Here is a 20523-nt window from a genome sequence, read left to right on the forward strand (position 1 = left end):
TTCTACCGCTAGTCAACATCCTCATATGATCCCAACTCACCACACCACGCGCACTTTAAATTCATTTCATAGTTTTTGGCGTAGCCGCACAATACACATCTAAAATTCTTAGCCATGCGTGAGGGAGCTCCACCTTCCTTCTTTAGCCTAGGAAAGGATGCAGCCTCTTGAGCAGGCCCGGGAACAGAACTAGCCAATCGTTTTTTCTCTATGTACTTACTCTGAAATAGTGCTGCAATGTGTTCCCCAGGCCGTCTAGGGGACTGCTTCGTAAGATGAATCCCATTCCCGAAAGGGCAATGATACGCATCTAGGATATACGGAATTTCCACCCTTAGATCATCGATGGCAGCTTGCGCATCAGCTACGCTCTCAAAAATTACCTTCATATCTCGCGTTTGACTGCTACGACAGTTAGGGCAACGAGAGCGAACCCGACGCGAAGCGGTGTGCAGGTCTCTGTCTTCATTTGGACCTACTACTTTCGACTTTTTTTCAACTAAAGGAAGCCCCTGACTGTCTAAAAGATGAAAAAAAGAGCATCTTTTGCAATGAACTACAGATGTGGATGCAGATGCCGTGCTCCACATAGATTCACGCTCCACTACCGCTTCCGCTTCAGTCAAGAAAGTAATGAGCGGCCTGCCACTCACTATTTCAGTACATAATTTTTTTTGGGCGGTAGGCTCAACAACCTGGCGCTTGACAACGGTTTGAACACCGCTCCGCAGATCACTTAGCTGATCGGCTAATGATTGTCCCTTCTTCATGGATGCCTCCTGCCCCCGCGCCAAGGTTAAATTAGAGACACCGTTCCAGCGGCATCCCGCACCATGCTACCAACGAATACAGCAGTCGTGCCGCCACGATAAGGTAACGGCGAAACATTTGAGCTACTCACGGTAGTCACGCCGCGACCCATGTTGACAGAAGCCGGCGGTTGCTACAGGGGCCGCCTCACACGACCAACAGCTCGCTGACAACCACCATAGTCCGCATCCTTGCCGCGACCTGTTTTCACCAGCGATCCGCCAGTGCTGACTCAAGTAACTGCAGCGCCTCGAGCGCTCGAAGCTGAATCCCTACATCTCGCGGAGTCGGGACCGTGCAGTCCAGCGGGTTGATGCGAATCAGGCGCCCTGCGTAGCGGTGAAGAATTTGATGCGAGAAGTGTCGAACTGTAGGAATTGCAGTTCCAGCACCAACCTCAACTACCACGGGTCTTTCTACCAGTTGAAGCCAGGCCTCCAGTGCTCGTGCCTGCCCAGCTTGACGGTGCTCGAGCCACTCGTGATCGTTGAACATCATTACGTTCGGTCGAGCCAGCGCCCCACATCGTGGGCATGTGGGCGGATTGTTGAGAAGGCGGCACTCAACCTCGTCGACCACTGGATGAAATTCGTCCGCAGTCCAGACAGCCTCGCTGCATGCATCAAGGCATTGCAGGTGATGGATAGAACCGTGGCATTCTTCGACAAGCCCCCAAGAAGTAGATGCAAGTTGGAAATGGCCGTCTACGTTGCTGGTAAAAACCCCAGCGCCAAAAAACATCTGGTCACCCCAGCGTCTCAAGAGCCCAAATCCAGCATGAGGTTCGGTACGCCTGTATAGATTTAGACGGTGACCATAGAAGCCCCAAGCGAGGAGCGGCTCGGTGCGGAAGGCCATAGGGCTCGCGATACGATGGAACTCGATCCGCTCGCGTCCCAACGCGGGGTAGGCCTTCCAAAGACCCTCCGATCCACGGAAATCTGGCAAACCTGAATCTACCCCCATCCCAGCACCGCACGCAACGACGATGGCATCTGCCTGCGCGATCAAATCTGCTGCATGCTCAAGGAGACTGGTCTGAATGTGCATGTTGCGCATCTTCGCATGCTGCCCACGGGTCATCAGCTGCCGCACGGAACCACCTGCACGCTGCCTACCCACCATAGCAATCATGGACTGTGGGGGTAAATGTGGGGGTAAATCTATCGGTCTAACCGGAAAAAAGAAAAGGACTTAGCCTCTTTCGAAGCTAAGTCCTTGATTTTAATGGTCGGCGTGGCGGGATTCGAACTCGCGACCCCTTGCACCCCATGCAAGTGCGCTACCAGGCTGCGCTACACGCCGACAAGCCTCAAATTATAGCTTGTTTTGCATCCTATCCGGCAGGTTGGCTCAGTAAATCACGAATGGCGAGCAATTCGGTACGCACTTGCTGCAAGGCGTCCAGCGCGTCTTGCGATGAAGCGAGTTTTTGCATCGCTTCAAAGGGATCGCTCTCGTTCATCGCAGCGGTGTCAACTTCGAAAACCTCCATGCCCCCGATGCCAACACCATCGTCACCGCTGCGTTTTTTGTCGCGCTCCAGTTGCGCCAGCTCCTGCAGGCGGTTGCGGGCGCCGCTGATGGTGAAACCCTGGTCGTACAGCAGCTCGCGGATGCGCCGGATCATCAGCACCTCGTGGTGCTGGTAATAACGGCGGTTGCCCCGGCGCTTCATCGGACGGAGTTGGGTGAATTCCTGCTCCCAGTAGCGCAGCACGTGGGGTTTGACACCGCACAGCTCGCCCACCTCGCCGATGGTGAAGTAGCGCTTGGCCGGAATGGGTGGAAGCTGGATTTCCATTGGAATCAACGCGGTACAAACCAAACCTTGGAATCTACTCCAACTGGCCCGTGGACGCAAAAGCGTTGCGTCCACTGTGGCTGCACCGCCACCCTCGCGTCATCACGCATCAGGGGTCGTGCTGGGCGCTGCACCCACCGTGGCCTGCACCTGCTCTTTGAGCTTGGGGCTGGCGTGGAAGGTGACCACACGCCGCGCCTCGATGGCCACCGGTTCACCCGTGCGTGGGTTGCGCCCCGGGCGGGCGGCCTTGGTGCGGATGTGGAAGTTGCCGAAGCCGGAGATCTTCACGTCCTTTCCGTCGACCAGCCCATCGGCAATGAGATCGAAAAACGCATCGACCATGTCCTTGGACTCGCGTTTGTTCAGACCGATCTGGTCGAACAGCATGTCGGCCAGCTGGGCTTTGGTCAGGGCCGGCGTTTCGAGGTTGTCAACGGGTTCGCTCATGGTGTCTCCTCCCGGTGTCTCAGGCGCGCAGGCGGGCGCCCAGGCGCTCGTGTGTCGCGGCCAGCACGGCCGACACGGCGGCGTCGATTTCCTCTTCGGTCAGTGTGGCGTCCATCTTGTTGAAAACCAGGCGCACGGCCAGGCTCTTTTCGCCAACGGCCACCGCCGCATTGTCCTGCCCGGCTTTGGGGCGGTAGACGTCGAACAGGGTCGCCTGGCGCAACACGCCGCCCGTGGCCGCCGAATCGATGGCCTGCATCAGCGCCGCATGTGTGACGCTCTCGGTCACCACCAGCGCGATGTCGCGCTCCACCGCCTGGTGGCGGGCCACCGGTTGGGCCACCGGCACATCGCGGGCCAACACGGCGTCAAGTGCGAGTTCGAACAACACCGGGGCCTGAGGCAGCTCATAGGCCTGGCGCCATTTGGGGTGCAGCTCGCCCACGAAACCAATCGCTTGGCTGTCGATGAGCACGCGGGCGCACCGGCCCGGGTGCATGGCCGGGTGGGTGGCTGGCTCAAAGGTGGCACGGCGCGGTGCCAGCAAGGCCTGCACATCCGCCTTCACGTCGAAGAAGTCCACCTTGCGCGCGGCCTCGCTGCTCCATTGCAACGGGCCCACGTCGCCGTAGGCCAGACCCGCCACACGCATGGGCTGGGCGAAGCCGGCGACGCTGGTGTCGCTGTCGGGCACGCTGGCGTCTTTGCTGAACACACGGCCCAGCTCGAACACGCGCACGCGTTCGGCCTTGCGCGCCAGGTTGAAGCGCAGCACGTGCACCAGGCTGCCCGCCAACGAGGAACGCATCACGTTCATCTGGCTGGCGATGGGGTTGAGCAGCTTGATGGGGTCGGCGTTGCCGGCCAGCTCGTGTTCCCAGCGCTCTTCGACGAAACTGAAGTTGATCGTTTCCTGGTAGCCCAGTTGCGCGATCTGGCGGCGCACCGCGAAAGGACCGCGCTTGGCTTCGGGCCGAATTTTGGCGGTGATGGGCGCCAGCGGCGGTGTGGTCGGTAACTGCTCGTAGCCAATGACGCGCGCCACCTCTTCGATAAGGTCTTCTTCGAGGGTGAGGTCAAAACGGAAAGGCGGCGGCGTGACCGTGACCACATCGCCCGCCACCGACACCGACAGGCCCAGGCGCTGCAGGGCATCGGCACACTGCTGCACCGACACCGGCATGCCGATAACCTTGGCCGCGCGCGCGGCACGCAAAGTCACCGGCTTGGCCTGGGGCACGTTGACCACCTGGTCGTCCATGGGGCCAGCCTGGCCACCGCAGATGTCGATGATGAGCTGGGTGATGCGCTCGATGTGTTCCACCGTGGTGGAGGGATCGACACCGCGCTCGAAGCGGTGGCCGGCGTCGGTGCTGAAGTTGTAGCGGCGCGAGCGGCCGGCCACGGCCTGCGGCCACCAGAAGGCGGCTTCCACAAACACGTTGCTGGTGTCGTCGGACACGGCCGTGGCGTCGCCACCCATGATGCCGGCCAGCGATTCGACTTGCACGCCGTCGGCGATCACGCCCACCTTCTCGTCCACCGTGATGGTGTTGCCGTTGAGCAGCTTGAGTTGTTCGCCAGGCTGGCCCCAGCGCACGTCCAGGCCGCCGTGAATCTTGTCGAAGTCAAAAATGTGCGAGGGCCGACCGAGCTCGAACATCACATAGTTGGAGATGTCCACCAGCGGCGAGACGCTGCGTTGGCCACAACGCGCCAGACGCTCGACCATCCAGGCCGGCGTCTGTGCCTTGGTGTTGACACCACGCACGATGCGGCCTGAGAAGCGGCCACACAGGTCGGGTGCACTGACCTTGACGGCAAGGCGGTCATCGGCAGGCAACGTGACAGGCACAGCCGGGAAGCTGGGCGTCTGCAAAGGTGCACCGGTGAGCGCCGACAGCTCGCGCGCAATGCCATACACGCTCAGGCAGTGCGCCAGGTTGGGCGTGAGCTTGAGGGTGAACAGGGTGTCGTCCAGACGCAGGTGCTCGCGGATGTTCTGGCCGACAGGTGCATCGGCGCTGAGTTCGAGCAAGCCGCCATGGTCTTCCGACAGCTTGAGTTCACGCGCCGAACACAGCATGCCGGCGCTGTCCACGCCGCGCAGTTTGGCAGCCTTGATGGCGAAGGGCTTGCCGTCATCGCCGGGCGGCAGTTCAGCGCCCACCAGGGCCACCGGCACCTTGATGCCCACGCGGGCATTGGGCGCACCACAGACGATTTGCAGCAGCGCGCCGCCCTGCCCGGCATCGACCTGGCACACGCGCAGGCGATCGGCGTTGGGGTGTTGTTCGGCGGCCTTGATCTCGCCCACCACGACCTTGTCGAACGGCGGTGCCACGGGCTGGAGTTCTTCGACTTCCAGGCCGGCCATGGTCAGGGTGTCGGCCAGTTGCCGGGTGGACAGCGGCGGGTTGCAGAATGCGCGCAGCCAGGATTCGGGGAATTGCATGTTGCTGGCCTTTGCTTATTGGAACTGCGAGAGGAAACGGATGTCGCCGTCGAAGAACAGGCGCAGGTCGTTCACGCCGTAGCGGAGCATGGTCAGGCGGTCGGGGCCCATGCCAAAGGCAAAGCCGATGAAACGCTCGGGGTCCAGGCCCATGTTGCGCACCACGTTGGGGTGCACCTGGCCGGAACCGGCCACTTCCAGCCAGCGGCCGGCCAGCGGGCCGCTCTGGAACTGGATGTCGATCTCGGCGCTGGGCTCGGTGAAGGGGAAGAAGCTGGGGCGGAAACGCAGCACCAGGTCGTCGCTCTCGAAGAAAGTCCGGCAGAAATCGGTGAACACGACCTTGAGGTCCTTGAAGCTCACGTTCTCGCCAATCCACAGGCCTTCGCACTGGTGGAACATGGGCGAGTGGGTGGCGTCACTGTCCACACGGTACGTGCGGCCTGGCGCGATCACGCGAATCTCCGGCATGCCGTTGCCCGCATCCAGCGCGGCGCGGTGGCGCTTGACGTGCTGCACCGCGTGGCGGATCTGCATCGGGCTGGTGTGGGTGCGCAGCAGGTTGGGTGCTTCGGCGCTGCCACCTTCGACGTAGAAGGTGTCGTGCATGGAGCGCGCGGGGTGGTCAGCAGGGGTGTTGAGCGCGGTGAAGTTGAACCAGTCGCTCTCGATCTCGGGGCCCTCGGCCACCTCGAAACCCATGGAACCGAAGATGGCCTCGATGCGCTCCAGCGTGAGGCTCACGGGGTGCAGACCGCCGGTGCCGCGCTGGCGACCGGGCAAGGTCACGTCGAGCGCTTCGGCCTGCAACTGCGCCTGCAGCTCGGCATCGGCCAGGGCGCGGCGACGTTCGGTCAGCGCAGCCTCGATGGCTTGCTTGGTGAGGTTGATGGCGGCACCACGCGTCTTTTTCTCTTCGACGCTCAGCGTGGCCATGCCCTTCATGAGCTCGGTCACACGACCACTTTTGCCCAGAAACTGCGCCTTGGCGTTTTCCAGCTCGGCCGGCGTGGCGGCCTGTTCGAACAAGGCCTTGGCATCCAGCACCAGCGAGTCCAACTCTGTCATTTGAAACACCTTGAATGGGGACGGCGGCCACGGAGCCACCAATGAAAAAGGGCCAGTGCTGCTTCGTAGCCCCGGCCCTTGTTCGGGTGTGCGAATGCGCCTCACAGCGCATTGGCTCACCGTGCGGATCAAGCAGCCAGTTTGGCCTTGGCCTGCTCCACGATGGCGGCAAACGCCGCCTTGTCGTTCACCGCGAGGTCGGCCAGCACTTTGCGGTCGATCTCGATGGCGGCCTTCTTCAAGCCGTTGGCGAACTGGCTGTAGGTCATGCCCAGTTCACGCGCACCGGCGTTGATACGGGCAATCCACAGCTGGCGGAACACGCGCTTGCGGGTGCGACGGTCGCGGTAGGCATATTGCCCCGCTTTCATCACTGCCTGCTTGGCAATGCGGAATACGTTGCCGCGGCGACCGCGGAAGCCTTTTGCAAGGGCCAGAACTTTTTTGTGGCGGGCGCGAGCCGTTACACCACGTTTGACGCGAGGCATGTGTGTTCTCCTGTTCGTCGTTGATCAAATGCCCTGGCCGGGCAGCATTTGTGCCATGTGACCCATGTTGGTCTCATGCACATTCACCGCACCACGCAGGTGACGCTTGTTCTTGGTGGTCTTCTTGGTCAGGATGTGACGCTTGAAGGCTTGACCGCGCTTGACGGTGCCACCGGGACGAACGCGAAAACGTTTCTTCGCGCTGCTCTTGGTCTTCATTTTGGGCATATGAATGCTCCTTTTCATTTGTGCTCGTGAGGCGCCGCGAACCTTCCGCGGACTTGTTGGCCCCGAGCCACTTGGGTCAGGCGGCACACAAGGCACCACCTGTTCGGGCAACGGCAACGTTGGTTGCCACCACCCAGGCACTGCGTGGGTGACCAAACCCACACAACACCCAAACCTGAACCAGCCTGAAAATCAGGCGGCCGGTGCACCAGCCGGCGTTTCAGCCGCTGGCTTGGCCGGACCACCCGCCTTGCGGCGGCCGGGCGCGATCATCATGATCATCTGACGGCCTTCGAGCTTGGGGAACTGCTCCACCAGGATCGTGTCGCCCAAGTCGTCGCGAATCCGGTTCAGCAAGGCCAACCCCAATTCCTGGTGGGTGATCTCGCGGCCACGGAAACGCAAGGTGATCTTGCATTTGTCGCCATCATCCAGAAAACGCCGGATGTTGCGCATCTTGATGTTGTAGTCGCCATCGTCGGTACCGGGACGGAATTTGACTTCCTTGATCTCGATGACCGTCTGCTTGGCTTTCGCTTCCGCCGCCTTCTTCTGCTCCTGGTACTTGAACTTGCCGTAGTCCATCAAACGGCACACAGGAGGGTTGGCCGTGGCGGCAATCTCCACCAGATCCACGTCGAGATCGCCAGCCATGCGCAGGGCTTCCTGCAAGCTGACAATGCCCAGGGGCTCGCCCTCCGGACCCGAGAGACGGACCTCAGGGGCCATGATCTCGCGGTTCAGGCGGTGGGCGCGCTCTTCACGCTGGCGGCGGTCGCGAAAGTTGGTAGCGATGGTGAAATCCTTTTCCTGTAGTAAGTCGCAAACGACAAAAAACCGTGGCCGAGGGTCAACTCAGGCCATCCAGGCGATCACACACGAGGGAAATCACACCTTGGATGCCAGGTCTGCCGCGATGAGTTGCACGAACGCATCAAGCGACATCACACCGAGGTCTTTGTTGCCCCGGGCCCGCACGGCTACAGCGCCAGCCGCCTTCTCTTTGTCGCCCGCGACGAGGATGTAAGGCAGCTTTTGCAACGAATGCTCACGTATTTTATACGTAATTTTCTCGTTGCGCAGATCCGTCACCACCCTAAGGTCTTGATTTGGCAGCGCTTTTTTGAGCTTTGCGGCAATTTCGCGACAGTAATCGCCCTGCGCATCGGTGATGTTGAGCACCGCGACCTGCGTTGGCGCCAGCCACACAGGCAGTGCACCGGCATGCTGTTCGATGAGGATGCCGATGAAGCGCTCCAGGCTGCCGACGATGGCACGGTGCAGCACGATGGGGCGGTGGCGGTTGCCATCTTCACCCACGTATTCCACGTCCAAGCGCTCGGGCAAGTTGGGGTCCACCTGGATGGTGCCGCACTGCCACTCGCGGCCAATCGCGTCCTTGAGCGTGTACTCGATCTTGGGGCCGTAGAAGGCGCCTTCGCCCGGCAGGTACTGGAATTCGCAGCCCGATGCGCGCAGGCCGTCGGCCAGGGCGTTTTCGGCGCGGTCCCAACTCTCGTCGCTCCCAATGCGCTTTTCAGGCCGCGTGGACAGCTTGTAGATGATGTTGGTGAAGCCAAAGTCCTTGTAGACCTTTTGCAGCAGTGTGGTGAAGGCGACGACCTCGGACTGGATCTGGTCTTCGGTGCAGAAGATGTGGCCATCGTCCTGCGTGAAACCGCGCACGCGCATGATGCCGTGCAGACCGCCGCTGGGTTCGTTGCGGTGGCAGTTGCCGAACTCGCCGTAGCGCAGCGGCAGATCGCGGTAGCTCTTGATGCCCTGTTTGAAGATGAGCATGTGGCCGGGGCAGTTCATCGGCTTGAGCGCGTAGTCGCGCTTTTCCGATTCGGTCACGAACATGTTCTCGCGGTACTTGTCCCAGTGGCCGGTTTTCTCCCACAGGCTTTTGTCCAGGATTTGCGGGCCCTTGACTTCGAGGTAGCCGTTGTCGCGGTAGACCTGGCGCATGTACTGCTCCACCTCCTGCCACACGGTCCAGCCCTTGGGGTGCCAGAACACGGTGCCGGGCGAGTGTTCGTCGAGGTGGAACAGGTCCAGCTCGCGGCCCAGCTTGCGGTGGTCGCGCTTCTCGGCCTCCTCCAGCATGGTGAGGTAATTCTGCAGGTCTTCCTTGTTGGCCCAAGCAGTGCCGTAAACACGCTGCAGCATCTCGTTGCGGTGGTCACCACGCCAGTAGGCGCCGGCCACCTTCATGAGCTTGAAGTGCTTGAGCTTGCCCGTGCTGGGCACGTGCGGGCCACGGCACAGATCCTCAAAATTGCCTTCACGGTACAGGCTCACGTCCTCGTTGCTGGGGATGCTGGCGATGATCTCGGCCTTGTAGTGCTCGCCCAGGCCTTTGAAGTAGGCCACCGCCTCGTCGCGCGGCAGCACGCGGCGCACCACCGGCTCGTCCTTGGCAGCCAGCTCGGCCATGCGCTTTTCGATGGCGGCCAAATCTTCAGGCGTGAAAGGCCGCTTGTACGAGAAGTCGTAATAAAAGCCGTTGTCGATGACGGGGCCGATGGTGACTTGCGCCTCGGGGAACAGCTCCTTGACGGCATAGGCCAACAAGTGGGCGGTGGAGTGACGGATCAGCTCCAGGCCATCGGCGTCTTTGGCGGTGACGATGGCCAGGGCGGCGTTCTGCTCGATGCGAAAGCTGGTGTCCACCAGCTTGCCGTCCACCTTGCCGCCCAGCGCGGCCTTGGCGAGGCCAGCGCCGATGGAGGCAGCGACCTCGGCCACGGTGACCGGGCCGGGAAATTCACGTTGAGAACCGTCGGGGAGCGTGATGTGCAACATGGGGCATCCAGAAAACAAAAAGCGCGGCATGGGCCGCGCTGATGAGAGTGAAAAAGACAAATGGGCAGGCGCGAACTGCGGGCCTTAGCAGGCCAGGAGGGTGCCTCGTGTAGTTCGCGGTGTCATAACCAGGGTGCCTTTCTCGCTCTTGAAAATTCGCTACTGAATAACGAAAGCCGCACTATTTTCCCACAACTCGCAGGCCGTACGCCCTCAAGCCGCCCATTCCACGCGGTTTCGGCCGTTGCGCTTCGCGCGGTAAAGCGCCGCATCGGCATCGAACAACAAGTGCTGTGCGTCCAGGCGATCGCCCTCGGCAACCGCCACACCCATGCTGACGCTGACAGGCACATCGCGAACCTGCACGGCCGCCTGCACCTCGACACGCAGCTTGTCAGCCAACTGCATCACCCCCTCCGGCGTGGTGCCCGGAGCGATCAACACAAACTCTTCGCCACCCCAGCGGCACACCCGGTCCGAGCTGCGTATGCCGGAGCGCAGCACGTCGGCGATGCGCTGCAACACGGTGTCGCCCGTCCCGTGGCCAAAACGGTCATTGATGGTCTTGAACGCATCAACGTCAATGAACACCACCGCCAGCGGCAGCGCCATGCGCCGGCACAAGCTGAGTTGCGACTCCAAAAAGCGCAGGCCTTCGCGACGATTGGGCAGCCCGGTCAGCACGTCGTGTGCGGCCATCTGCTGCAACTGCGCCTCCAGCTCCTTCTGGTCGTTGATGTTGCGCACCGTGCCGACCACCCGGGCCGGCGAGCCATCGGGCGCGTGGTCGCAGACGCGGCCGCGGTCGTGCACCCAGATGTAGTGGCCGTTGCGGTTGCGCAGGCGGTACGCCGCCTCGTACCGTTCGCGCTTGCCATGCAAATGCGCCTGCAAGGTGCCTATGACCGAGGGCTTGTCTTCGGGGTGCACGTTGTCTGACCAGGTGCTCAACACCGGCGCCATTTCGTCCGGCCCGTAGCCCAGCATGCGCTTGAGCTGTGGGCTGAAAAAGAGCTGCCCGGTGGGAACGTCCCAGTCCCACAGCCCATCGCTGGCCTCGTTCAAGGCAAACCAGAGCTGGCGTTCTCGGGACTGCGCGTCGCGCTCCTGCTCCACCCGGTTGGTGATGTCGCGCGCCACCGACAGAAAGTAGGGCCGGCCGTCCATGCTGAAGTGGGTGGTGTTGACCTCCACCACCACCTCGTGGCCGTCCTTGTGCCGATGCCGCCCGTTGAAGCGGTAACAGTCGGTGGCACGGATGGCGGCGGCAATTTCGGACCACTGCGGCATGCCGTGCACATCTTTCTGCAGACTCAGCACGCTGTGGTTGAGCACTTCTTCGGCACTGAGGCCCAGGCTCTCCCACGCTTTGCGGTTGCCCCAGACGATGTTCGAGGTGTCCGGGTCCAACAAATACACCGCGTCGGCCATCTGATCAAACAGAAGGTGCAGTTGCGCGGCTCCAGTGACGGGTTGCGACGACATGGCGTGTGTGGTGGACATTTTTGTATACAGCCTGTCCACATCCTACCCGTTTGCCCAAGCTTACCCCCCTGGGTAGGTTTGGCACTGGCGCGTTACGCGTTGCGCCACAAGGTTTTTTTCTTCAGATGATTCCGTAATAAACAACCAAAAAACGATTGGTTCCGTTTATGAACGAATCTCCAGATCATGCGAACACCCGATGTTCTCCAAAGGATGTTTTCCATGATCTCCCGCCGCCAAACCCTGCGCCTGCTGAGCGCCGTCACCCTCGTCGCCGCCGGCACCGCCGCACTGGCCCAAGCCCCCGCCCCGGTCACCTTGCTCAACGTGTCCTACGACCCCACGCGTGAGCTCTACGTCGAATACAACGCCGCCTTCATCAAACACTGGAAGGCCAAGACCGGCCAGGACGTCACCATCAAACAAAGCCACGGTGGCTCGGGCAAGCAGGCACGCTCCATCATCGACGGCCTGGACGCCGACGTGGCCACCCTGGCCCTGGCCGGCGACACCGACGCGCTGCACACCAACGGCAACTGGATCCCCAAGGACTGGCAAAAGCGCCTGCCCCTGAACAGCTCGCCCTACACCTCCACCATCGTGCTGGTGACACGCGCCGGCAACCCCAAAAACATCAAGGACTGGGACGACCTGATCCGCCCGGACGTGAAGGTCATCACGCCCAACCCCAAGACCTCGGGCGGCGCGCGCTGGAACTACCTGGCCGCGTGGGAGTTCGCCAAACGCAAGTACGGCGGTGACGCCAAGGCCAAGGAATTCGTGGCCAAGCTCTACAACAACGTGCCCGTGCTCGACACCGGTGCGCGTGGCTCGTCCATCAGCTTTGCGCAACGCAACCAGGGCGATGTGTTCATCAGCTGGGAGAACGAGGCCTATCTGCTGGAGAAGGAGTTCGGCAACAAGGTGGACTTCGTCTACCCCAGCCTGTCCATACTGGCGGAGCCGGCAGTGACGGTGGTGGACAAAAACGTGGACAAAAAAGGCACCCGTTCTGTGGCCGATGAATACCTGAAGTTCCTCTACACCGAAGAAGCGCAAGACATCATCGGCAAACACTTCTACCGCCCGACCTCGGCCAAAGCACAGGCCAAGTACGCCAAGCAGCTGCCCAAGCTCAACCTGTTCAAGATTGAAGAGGCCTTTGGCGGCTGGGAGCAAGCGGCGAAGGTGCACTTCGCGGACGGCGGCAGCTTCGACCAGATCTACACCACCAGATGAGCACGGTGGTCATCGTTCCGGGCTGGAAAGGCTCGGGCCCTGGTCACTGGCAAAGCCTGTGGGCACAGCAGCTCGAAGGCGCGGTGCGCGTGGAACAAGACAACTGGGCCGCCCCCAACCGGCGCGACTGGGTGCAGCGCCTGGCCGACACCATCCTGGCCCAGCCGGGGCCGGTGGTGATCGCAGCGCACAGCCTCGGCTGCATCACCACCGTGCACCTGCCGCCGGCGGCGCTGGCCCGCGTGGCCGGCGCCTTGCTGGTGGCCCCTGCGGACCCCGAACGCCGTGGCGTGCTGGCCGACTTCGCGCCCGTGCCCTACCAGCCGCTGCCGTTTCGCAGCGTGCTGGTGGCCAGCGACAACGACCCCTATTGCCCGGTGCGCCTCGCCGGCGCCTATGCACGCGCCTGGGGCAGCGACTTTGTGCGGCTGCCCCATGCAGGGCACATCAACATCGAATCGGGCCACGGCGACTGGCCGCTCGGCCTGGCTTTGTTGCGGTCGCTGGCGCCCGCCACCGTCGTGGCCTGATTCTTTATGTGTTTTTGAACATAAAGAAACAAGAACAAAGTCGTTTGTATTTGTGAAGCGCGTCTTCAGAATCGCGCCCATTCCCTGATTTCCTGGAGCTGTTCATGACCGTTTTTTCCCTGCGCACCACCGTGGCCGCCTTGGCACTCGCCACCTCGTCGCTGGCCGGTGCCCAGACTTTGCTCAACGTCTCGTATGACGTGGCGCGCGAGTTCTACAAAGACCTCAACGTCGCCTTTGTGGCGCAGCAGAAAAGAGCCACCGGCAAAGACATCAAGGTGGACCAGTCGCACGCGGGCTCCAGCGCCCAGGCGCGTGCCGTGGCCGATGGCCTGGAGGCCGATGTGGTGACCTTCAACACCACCACCGACGTGGACTTCCTGGCCGACAAGGGTGTGGTCGCCAAGGACTGGCGCCAGAAATTCCCCAACGGCGCGGCGCCCACCACCTCGACCATGCTGTTCCTGGTGCGCAACGGCAACCCCAAGGGCATCAAGGACTGGGACGACCTCATCAAGCCCGGCGTGCAGGTGGTGGTAGTCAACCCCAAAACCGGCGGCAACGGCCGCATGGCCTACCTCGCCGCCTGGGGCCAGGTGCGCGCCAAAGGTCGCACCGACGCGCAGGCAGCCGAGTTCGTGAGCAAGCTCTACAAAAACGTGCCGGTGTTGGCACGCGGCGGGCGCGACGCCACGGGCATCTTCCTGCAACGCAACATCGGTGATGTGCTGGTGACCTTCGAATCCGAGGTGGTGTCGGTGGACAACGAATTCGGCAAAGGCAAAGTCGACGCCATCCACCCCAGCGCCTCCGTCATTGCGGAGAACCCGGTGGCCATCGTCGAACGCACCGTGGCCAAGAAAGGCACGGGCGAACTGGCCAAGGCCTACCTAGATTTCCTCTACAGCCCCGAGGGCCAAGAGATCGCCGCCAAACACAACATCCGCCCGCGCAACGAAGCCGTGCTGAAGAAATACGCCAGCGCCTTCAAGCCCATCAAACTGTTCAGCGTGAACGACTACTTCGGCTCCCTGGCCGAAGCGCAGAAGGTGCACTTCAACGACGGCGGCCAGTTCGACAAGCTCTACACCGCGGGCAAATAAATGTCGCAGTCCGTCACCCTGGCCCTGCACGGCTCGGAGGCGCTGGACGCGCCGCCGCCCGGCCACAACAGGAAACGCGCGGCCAAGCGCGTGTTGCCCGGCTTCAACCTCACGCTGGGCTACACGGTGTTCTACCTGAGCCTGATCGTGCTGATCCCGCTGTCGGCCCTGGTCATCAAGACCTTCTCGCTGACCTGGCCGCAGTTCGTCGAGGCCGTGACCGCGCCGCGCGTGCTGGCCTCGTACCGCCTGACCTTCGGCGCTTCGCTGATCGCGGCGTTGGTCAACGTGGTGTTTGGCCTGCTGGTGGCCTGGGTGCTGGTGCGCTACAGCTTTCCGGGCAAGAAGATCGTGGACGCCCTGGTGGACCTGCCCTTCGCCCTGCCCACGGCCGTGGCCGGCATTTCGCTGACCGCGCTGCTGGCCGGGAACGGTTGGATTGGTCAGTACCTGGAGCCCCACGGCATCCAGCTCGCCTTCAACCCCAACGGCGTGGTCATCGCCCTCATCTTCATTGGCCTGCCCTTTGTGGTGCGCACGGTGCAGCCGGTGCTGGAAGACGCTGAGAAGGAACTGGAAGAGGCCGCCATGTGCCTGGGCGCCACACGCTGGCAGACCTTCACCAAGGTCATCCTGCCCAGCATCGGCCCGGCCCTGCTGACGGGTTTTGCCATGGCGTTTGCGCGCGCCATCGGCGAGTACGGCTCGGTCATCTTCATCGCCGGCAACATGCCCATGGTGTCCGAGATCACGCCACTCATCATCATCGGTAAGCTTGAACAGTACGACTACGCGGGCGCCACCGCCGTGGCCTCGGTCATGCTGGGCATTTCCTTCATCCTGCTGCTGGTCATCAACGGCCTGCAGACCTGGCAACGCAAGCGTTCGGGGGCCTCGTCATGAGCGCGCCGATCAAAAAATCGCCCCACACCACCGAGGCGCCGTGGGTGCGCTACACGCTCATCGGCGTCGCGCTGACCTTCATGTTCCTGTTCCTGGTGCTGCCGCTGGCTGCCGTGTTCACCGAAGCCCTGCGCAAGGGCTGGGACGCCTACTGGGAAGCGCTGAAAGAGCCCGATGCCTGGGCCGCCATCCGCCTGACCCTGATCACCGCCGCCATCGCCGTGCCACTGAACCTGGTGTTCGGCATCGCGGCGGCCTGGTGCATCGCCAAGTACGAGTTCAAGGGCAAGTCCTTTCTCACCACCTTGATCGACCTGCCCTTCTCGGTGTCGCCCGTGGTGGCCGGCCTGATTTACGTGCTGGTGTTTGGTGCGCAGGGCTGGCTGGGGCCGTGGCTGATGGCACACGACATCAAGATCGTGTTTGCCGTGCCCGGCATCATCCTGGCCACCATCTTCGTCACCTTCCCCTTCATCGCGCGCGAACTCATCCCGCTGATGCAGGCGCAAGGCAATGAAGAAGAACAGGCCGCCCAGGTGCTGGGTGCCACGGGCTGGCAGACCTTCTGGTTGGTGACCCTGCCCAACATCAAGTGGGGCCTGATCTACGGCGTCATCCTGTGCAACGCGCGCGCCATGGGCGAGTTCGGCGCGGTGTCGGTGGTGTCTGGCCACATTCGCGGCCAGACCAACACCATGCCCCTGCACGTGGAGATCCTCTACAACGAGTACCAGTCGGTGGCGGCGTTTGCCGTGGCCTCGCTGCTGGCCCTCTTGGCCATCGTCACGCTGGCCATCAAGAGCGTGGTGGAGTGGAAACACGAACGCGAAATGAAGGCGATTGCCGAGCTACCGCCTGAAAACCCGGCGGGCCGCGACACGCCAGCAAGCGTCGCCCCCCTGACCCTGAAAGCCGCACCATGAGCATCGAAATCCGCAACGTCAGCAAACAGTTCGGCGACTTCCGCGCCCTGGGCGATGTGAGCCTGGACATCGGTTCGGGCGAACTGGTCGCCCTGCTGGGGCCCTCGGGCTGTGGCAAGACCACCTTGCTGCGCATCATCGCCGGCCTGGAGACAGCCGACGCCGGCAGCATCCACTTCAGCGGCGAGGACGCCACCGAGAAACACGTGCGCGACCGCAACGTGGGCTTCGTGTTCCAGCACTACGCGCTGTTCCGCCACATGACGGTGTTCGAGAACGTGGCCTTCGGCCTGCGCGTCAAGCCGCGCGGCCAGCGGCCCAGCGAAGCGCAGATCAAGGCCAAGGTGACCGACCTGCTCAAGCTGGTGCAACTCGACTGGCTGGCCGACCGCTACCCCTCGCAGCTCTCGGGCGGCCAGCGCCAGCGCATCGCCCTGGCCCGCGCCCTGGCCGTGGAGCCACAGGTGTTGCTGCTGGACGAGCCCTTTGGTGCCCTGGATGCCAAGGTGCGCAAGGAACTGCGCCGCTGGCTGCGCCGCCTGCACGACGAACTGCACGTGACCTCCATCTTCGTCACCCACGACCAGGAAGAGGCGCTGGAAGTGGCCGACCGCGTGGTGCTCATGAACCGCGGCCAGATCGAACAGATCGGCAGGCCGCAGGACGTGTGGGACCACCCGGCCAGCCCGTTTGTGTACGGTTTCCTGGGTGACGTGAACCTCTTCCATGGGCGCGCGCACGAAGGGCTGCTGCACCTCGATGGCGTGTCGATCGACACCCCCGAACACGCCGGTGCGCAAGACGCCAAGGCCTTTGCCTATGTGCGCCCACACGACCTGGACGTGCGCCGCTACACCCCGGGCGAAAGTGGCATCGTTGCCGAACTGCAGCGTGTCATCGTGGTCGGGCCCATTGCACGGCTGGAACTGTGGCCGCTGAACGACCAGGCGCCCGGAGGACACGACCCGCTGATCGAGGCCCAGATGCCAGCCGAACAGTTCCGCGCGCAAGGCTTCAAGGACGGCGAGAAGCTGGTGGTTTCACCACGGCGCGCCCGCGTTTTCCTGCAGCCACAGCCGGCGTGAGGCTGCCCTGCGCCACCGTCAACAGGCCATCGGCAAATTGGCGCGCGGCCGGCGTCAGCCCGCCCATGTGCTGACTGACCAGTGACACGCGCAGCTGCGGCAGCCGCTCCCTCAGCGGAAGCGGCACGATGGTCTGCGCCAGCTGCGGGTCGTCCAGCACCACGTTGGACATGAGCACCAGCGCGTCGGTGCTGCGCACCAACGACAACGCGATGTACAGCGACTGCACCATCATCACCTGACGCGGCGGCTCGCCACACAAGGCCAGCATCCTGTCCACAATCACGCGCTGCCCGTAGCCCGGCAACAGCCACAGGCAGTCGCGCAGCTCGCTCAGCAACCGTGCCTGCGCCAATGGATGGTTGCGCCGCGCCATGACCTGAAGCGGCACGCGAAACAGCACCTGGCGGTCCAGTTGATCGTCCACCGGCTCATCCAGTTCGCTGATCACCGCAAAGTCGTACTGCCCCACCTTCCACAAGTCACGCGGATCGCTCAGCGACAGTTCGTGGATGTCCAGGCGCACACCCGGCCGGGCTTGCCGGAAGGCGTCCAGCGCAGGGGCCAGCACACGCGCGGCAGCCCCCGAACTGAAAGCCAGCCGCAACGAGCCGCTGCTGCCGTCGCGCAGTTGCGCGAGTTCATCCTGCGCCTGACGCCATTCTTCCAGCAGGCGCAGCGTGCGCCGATGCAAGGATTCACCCAGCGGCGTCAGCACCACACCACTGGTCTGGCGCAGCAGCAGCGCCGCCCCGGCCTGGCGCTCCAACTCACGCACCACATAGGTCACGGCGGGCTGGGTCAGGCCCAGACGGCGCGCGGCCGCACGGATGCTGCCGCACTCCACCACCACCGCAAACACTTCCAGTTGACCCGTATTGAACTTCATGCTGAACACGTCCTTTCAGTGAAAGAATTTTCTTTTCTTTATGCCATAAATTTTGTCTTTTACTTATCTCTACAAGTGCCTAAAGTTCGCGACACCAACGATCCTTCAACCCCTGTTTGCCGGAGAAAACCTTGAGCACTTCATGCCCCAACACCCGCCGCCGCCTGCTGGGCGCAGCCACCGCACTCACCTTGAGCCTGGGCCTTGCGGCCCCCGCGCTGGCGCAAAGCAGCGCCCAGCCGGTGCGCATCCTGGTCGGTTTCCCGGCAGGCGGTGGCGTGGATGCCGCCTCGCGCCACGTGGCAGAGGTGCTGTCGCAACAGATGGGCCAATCCTTCGTGGTCGACAACCGCACCGGCGCGGGCGGCCAGATCGCTGCCGTGGCTCTCAAACAGGCGGCCCCCAACGGGCAGACCCTGTTCATGTCCAACGACCACACCGTGGTCATCGTGCCGCAGACCATGAAGTCACCTGGCTTCAACCCGGCCACCGATTTCGTGCCGGTGGCGCGCGTTGTCCAGATCGCTTTTGGCCTCGCCGTGCACCCTTCCACACAAGCCCACCGTCTGGCCGACTACGGCAAGTGGGTGCGCGAGCAGGCGGACCGTGGCGCCGTTGGCGTGCCCGCGCCGGCCAGCGTGCCTGAGTTCACCACGGGCCTGCTCGGCCAGCACCTGGGCGCCGCCACGAACGCGGTGCCCTACCGGGGCGGCGCGCCGATGGTGGCCGACCTGATCGGTGGCCAAATCCCCGCCGGCATCACATCGCTGAGCGAATTGCTGCCCCAGCAGAAAGCCGGCAAGCTGCGCGTGATCGCGGTCTCCGGCACCCAGCGCTCGGCTTTGCTGCCCGACGCACCCACCTTCGCCGAACAGGGCGTCAAAGGCGTGGAGCAATCCAATTTCCTGGCGTTGTACGCGCCGGCCGGCACCCCCGCCCCGGTGATCAAGCGCTACCAGGATGCCTTGCGCGAGGCACTGGCACAGCCCGCGCTGCGTGAAAAGCTCGAGGGCCTGGGCATGCAGGTGGATTTCGCCGCTGGCGACGTGCTGGGCCGCCAGATGACTCAAATGACCGAGACGTGGGGTCAACTGATCCGCGCCAGCGGCTTCAAGCCCCAATGAGCGCGCACGTCATGCCCCTGCAAGCGCCCCCGCCCGCGCATTGTTTCCCGGCCGACTACGCCCAGGGCCGCGCCCGCTTCCTTGAGGCGGCCATCGCTGCTGGTGCAACACTCACCCACCATGTGCTGCCCGGTCACCGAGGCCGTCAGGGCGAAGAACTGGCGCTGGACGCTGCCCTGTTGCCGGCCCGCGCCGACGCAGACGGGCGTGCGCCTTTGCTCATCGTCTCCAGCGGTGTGCATGGGGTGGAGGGCCTGTGTGGCTCGGGTTGCCAGCAACACCTGCTGCACGATGCCGAGCTGCTGGCACTGGCGTGGGCGCGGGGGGTGGACGTGCTGATGCTGCACGCCATCAACCCGCACGGCTTCTCGCACCTGCGGCGTGGCAACGAAGACAACGTCGACCTGAACCGCAATTGCATCGACTTCAATGCGAGCGGTGTCACGCCCAACCCCGGCTACGCCACGCTGCACCCGCTGCTGGTGCCCCCGAGTTGGCCGCCTGCGCCCGAGATCGCGCGGGCACTGAACGACACCATCCATCGCCTGGGCGTCGCGGCTTTTCGTCGTGCGGCCACGGCGGGCCAGGCCACCCACCCGGACGGGCTTTTTCACAGCGGCCACGCACCGAGCTGGAGCAACCGCACGGTGCGCTCACTGCTGCGCGCGCACGGTGCACAACGCACCGAGGTTGCGTGGGTGGACCTGCACACCGGCCTGGGGCCACGTGGTCACGGCGAAAAAATTCACGCGGGCCGCACCGAGCAGGCCGACCTGATGCGCGGCCGGCGGCTCTGGGGCGCCGATGTGGTGGCGGCCTGGGAAGGCCAGTCGGCCTCCGAGCAGGTGCGAGGCCCGGTGGTGAGCTGCATCTACGACGAATGCCCCCAAGCCGACGTGGCCGCGGTTGCGCTTGAGTTCGGTACCGTGCCTTACGACACGTTTCTCGACGCCTTGCGCGCAGACCAATGGCTGCACAACCACCCCAACGCACCGGCCGACCTGGCGGCCAGCATCCGTCAGGGCATGAAAGACGCCTTCTACGTCGATGCCGACGACTGGCGCGGCATGGTGGCGGCCCAAGCCCGGGTGGCGGTGCTTCAGGCCTGCCTGGGCTTGGGACGACGCTGAA

20 protein-coding genes and 1 tRNA gene are annotated in these 20523 nt (G+C 63.2%); 8 read left to right on the forward strand and 13 right to left on the reverse strand.

What is annotated here, in order from left to right; all coding sequences use genetic code 11:
- Positions 1-8: 8 nt before the first annotated feature.
- The 12 genes from ACFQPB_RS15410 to ACFQPB_RS15465 all read right to left on the reverse strand — a co-directional run bounded on the left by ACFQPB_RS15410 (position 9) and on the right by ACFQPB_RS15465 (position 11614).
- Positions 9-770, reverse strand: a complete 762-nt coding sequence (locus ACFQPB_RS15410) for a hypothetical protein (RefSeq protein WP_382225051.1) — start codon at positions 768-770, stop codon at positions 9-11.
- Between the two features lie 247 nt (positions 771-1017).
- Complete coding sequence (locus ACFQPB_RS15415; RefSeq protein ID WP_382225054.1) at positions 1018-1860, reverse strand: SIR2 family NAD-dependent protein deacylase; 843 nt, start codon at positions 1858-1860, stop codon at positions 1018-1020.
- A gap of 178 nt (positions 1861-2038) precedes the next feature.
- Positions 2039-2115: transfer RNA gene (locus ACFQPB_RS15420), tRNA-Pro, on the reverse strand.
- A 31-nt stretch (positions 2116-2146) separates the two neighbouring features.
- On the reverse strand, positions 2147-2614 hold the full coding sequence (locus ACFQPB_RS15425; RefSeq protein WP_382203715.1) for a MerR family transcriptional regulator: 468 nt from the start codon (positions 2612-2614) through the stop codon (positions 2147-2149).
- A gap of 102 nt (positions 2615-2716) precedes the next feature.
- A complete protein-coding gene (locus tag ACFQPB_RS15430) occupies positions 2717-3064 on the reverse strand; it encodes an integration host factor subunit alpha (protein ID WP_382203713.1) in 348 nt (115 codons plus the stop codon).
- A 19-nt stretch (positions 3065-3083) separates the two neighbouring features.
- Entirely contained in the window at positions 3084-5519 is a 2436-nt protein-coding gene (pheT, locus tag ACFQPB_RS15435; protein WP_382225057.1) for a phenylalanine--tRNA ligase subunit beta, read from the reverse strand.
- Positions 5520-5534: 15 nt separating this feature from the next.
- Positions 5535-6587, reverse strand: coding sequence for a phenylalanine--tRNA ligase subunit alpha (gene pheS / locus ACFQPB_RS15440; protein ID WP_382203709.1), 1053 nt, complete (start codon positions 6585-6587; stop codon positions 5535-5537).
- 128 nt (positions 6588-6715) lie between these two features.
- The gene (gene rplT, locus ACFQPB_RS15445) at positions 6716-7075 is read right to left on the reverse strand and encodes a 50S ribosomal protein L20 (RefSeq protein WP_342128519.1); all 360 of its coding nucleotides are present in this window, start codon (positions 7073-7075) and stop codon (positions 6716-6718) included.
- A 24-nt stretch (positions 7076-7099) separates the two neighbouring features.
- The gene (rpmI, locus tag ACFQPB_RS15450) at positions 7100-7303 is read right to left on the reverse strand and encodes a 50S ribosomal protein L35 (protein ID WP_382203707.1); all 204 of its coding nucleotides are present in this window, start codon (positions 7301-7303) and stop codon (positions 7100-7102) included.
- Between the two features lie 192 nt (positions 7304-7495).
- Positions 7496-8098, reverse strand: coding sequence for a translation initiation factor IF-3 (infC, locus tag ACFQPB_RS15455; protein WP_382203733.1), 603 nt, complete (start codon positions 8096-8098; stop codon positions 7496-7498).
- Positions 8099-8191: 93 nt separating this feature from the next.
- On the reverse strand, positions 8192-10111 hold the full coding sequence (gene thrS, locus ACFQPB_RS15460; RefSeq protein ID WP_382225060.1) for a threonine--tRNA ligase: 1920 nt from the start codon (positions 10109-10111) through the stop codon (positions 8192-8194).
- Between the two features lie 213 nt (positions 10112-10324).
- A complete protein-coding gene (locus tag ACFQPB_RS15465; protein WP_382225063.1) occupies positions 10325-11614 on the reverse strand; it encodes a sensor domain-containing diguanylate cyclase in 1290 nt (429 codons plus the stop codon).
- A gap of 204 nt (positions 11615-11818) precedes the next feature.
- On the opposite strand from ACFQPB_RS15465, the gene ACFQPB_RS15470 reads away from it, so the two are divergent.
- The 6 genes from ACFQPB_RS15470 (at position 11819) to ACFQPB_RS15495 (ending at position 17379) form a co-directional block, all read left to right on the forward strand.
- Complete coding sequence (locus ACFQPB_RS15470) at positions 11819-12835, forward strand: sulfate ABC transporter substrate-binding protein (RefSeq protein WP_382225066.1); 1017 nt, start codon at positions 11819-11821, stop codon at positions 12833-12835.
- A complete protein-coding gene (locus tag ACFQPB_RS15475; protein ID WP_382225068.1) occupies positions 12832-13365 on the forward strand; it encodes an RBBP9/YdeN family alpha/beta hydrolase in 534 nt (177 codons plus the stop codon). The genes ACFQPB_RS15470 and ACFQPB_RS15475 overlap by 4 nt, the downstream gene beginning before the upstream one ends.
- Before the next feature lie 104 nt (positions 13366-13469).
- Positions 13470-14468 carry a sulfate ABC transporter substrate-binding protein gene (locus ACFQPB_RS15480; RefSeq protein ID WP_382225071.1) on the forward strand — a complete coding sequence of 333 codons (999 nt, stop codon included), beginning with the start codon at positions 13470-13472 and terminating at the stop codon, positions 14466-14468.
- Positions 14469-15371, forward strand: coding sequence for a sulfate ABC transporter permease subunit CysT (cysT, locus tag ACFQPB_RS15485; protein ID WP_382225074.1), 903 nt, complete (start codon positions 14469-14471; stop codon positions 15369-15371).
- Positions 15368-16294 carry a sulfate ABC transporter permease subunit CysW gene (gene cysW / locus ACFQPB_RS15490; protein WP_382225077.1) on the forward strand — a complete coding sequence of 309 codons (927 nt, stop codon included), beginning with the start codon at positions 15368-15370 and terminating at the stop codon, positions 16292-16294. Before cysT ends, cysW begins: the two co-directional genes overlap by 4 nt.
- Positions 16291-17379 carry a sulfate/molybdate ABC transporter ATP-binding protein gene (locus ACFQPB_RS15495; RefSeq protein WP_382225079.1) on the forward strand — a complete coding sequence of 363 codons (1089 nt, stop codon included), beginning with the start codon at positions 16291-16293 and terminating at the stop codon, positions 17377-17379. The genes cysW and ACFQPB_RS15495 overlap by 4 nt, the downstream gene beginning before the upstream one ends.
- Here ACFQPB_RS15495 and ACFQPB_RS15500 read toward each other — a convergent pair.
- On the reverse strand, positions 17309-18268 hold the full coding sequence (locus tag ACFQPB_RS15500) for a LysR family transcriptional regulator (RefSeq protein ID WP_382225082.1): 960 nt from the start codon (positions 18266-18268) through the stop codon (positions 17309-17311). The genes ACFQPB_RS15495 and ACFQPB_RS15500 overlap by 71 nt on opposite strands.
- 131 nt (positions 18269-18399) lie before the next feature.
- Between ACFQPB_RS15500 and ACFQPB_RS15505 the strand changes: the two genes are divergently transcribed.
- Both ACFQPB_RS15505 and ACFQPB_RS15510 read left to right on the forward strand, forming a co-directional pair.
- Entirely contained in the window at positions 18400-19392 is a 993-nt protein-coding gene (locus ACFQPB_RS15505) for a Bug family tripartite tricarboxylate transporter substrate binding protein (protein WP_382225084.1), read from the forward strand.
- Positions 19389-20522, forward strand: coding sequence for a M14 family metallopeptidase (locus tag ACFQPB_RS15510; RefSeq protein WP_382225086.1), 1134 nt, complete (start codon positions 19389-19391; stop codon positions 20520-20522). The genes ACFQPB_RS15505 and ACFQPB_RS15510 overlap by 4 nt, the downstream gene beginning before the upstream one ends.
- The last annotated feature ends 1 nt before the right edge of the window (position 20523 follow it).

The sequence above is a fragment of the Hydrogenophaga atypica genome, assembly GCF_042665215.1.
GTDB lineage: Bacteria > Pseudomonadota > Gammaproteobacteria > Burkholderiales > Burkholderiaceae_C > Hydrogenophaga > Hydrogenophaga defluvii_A.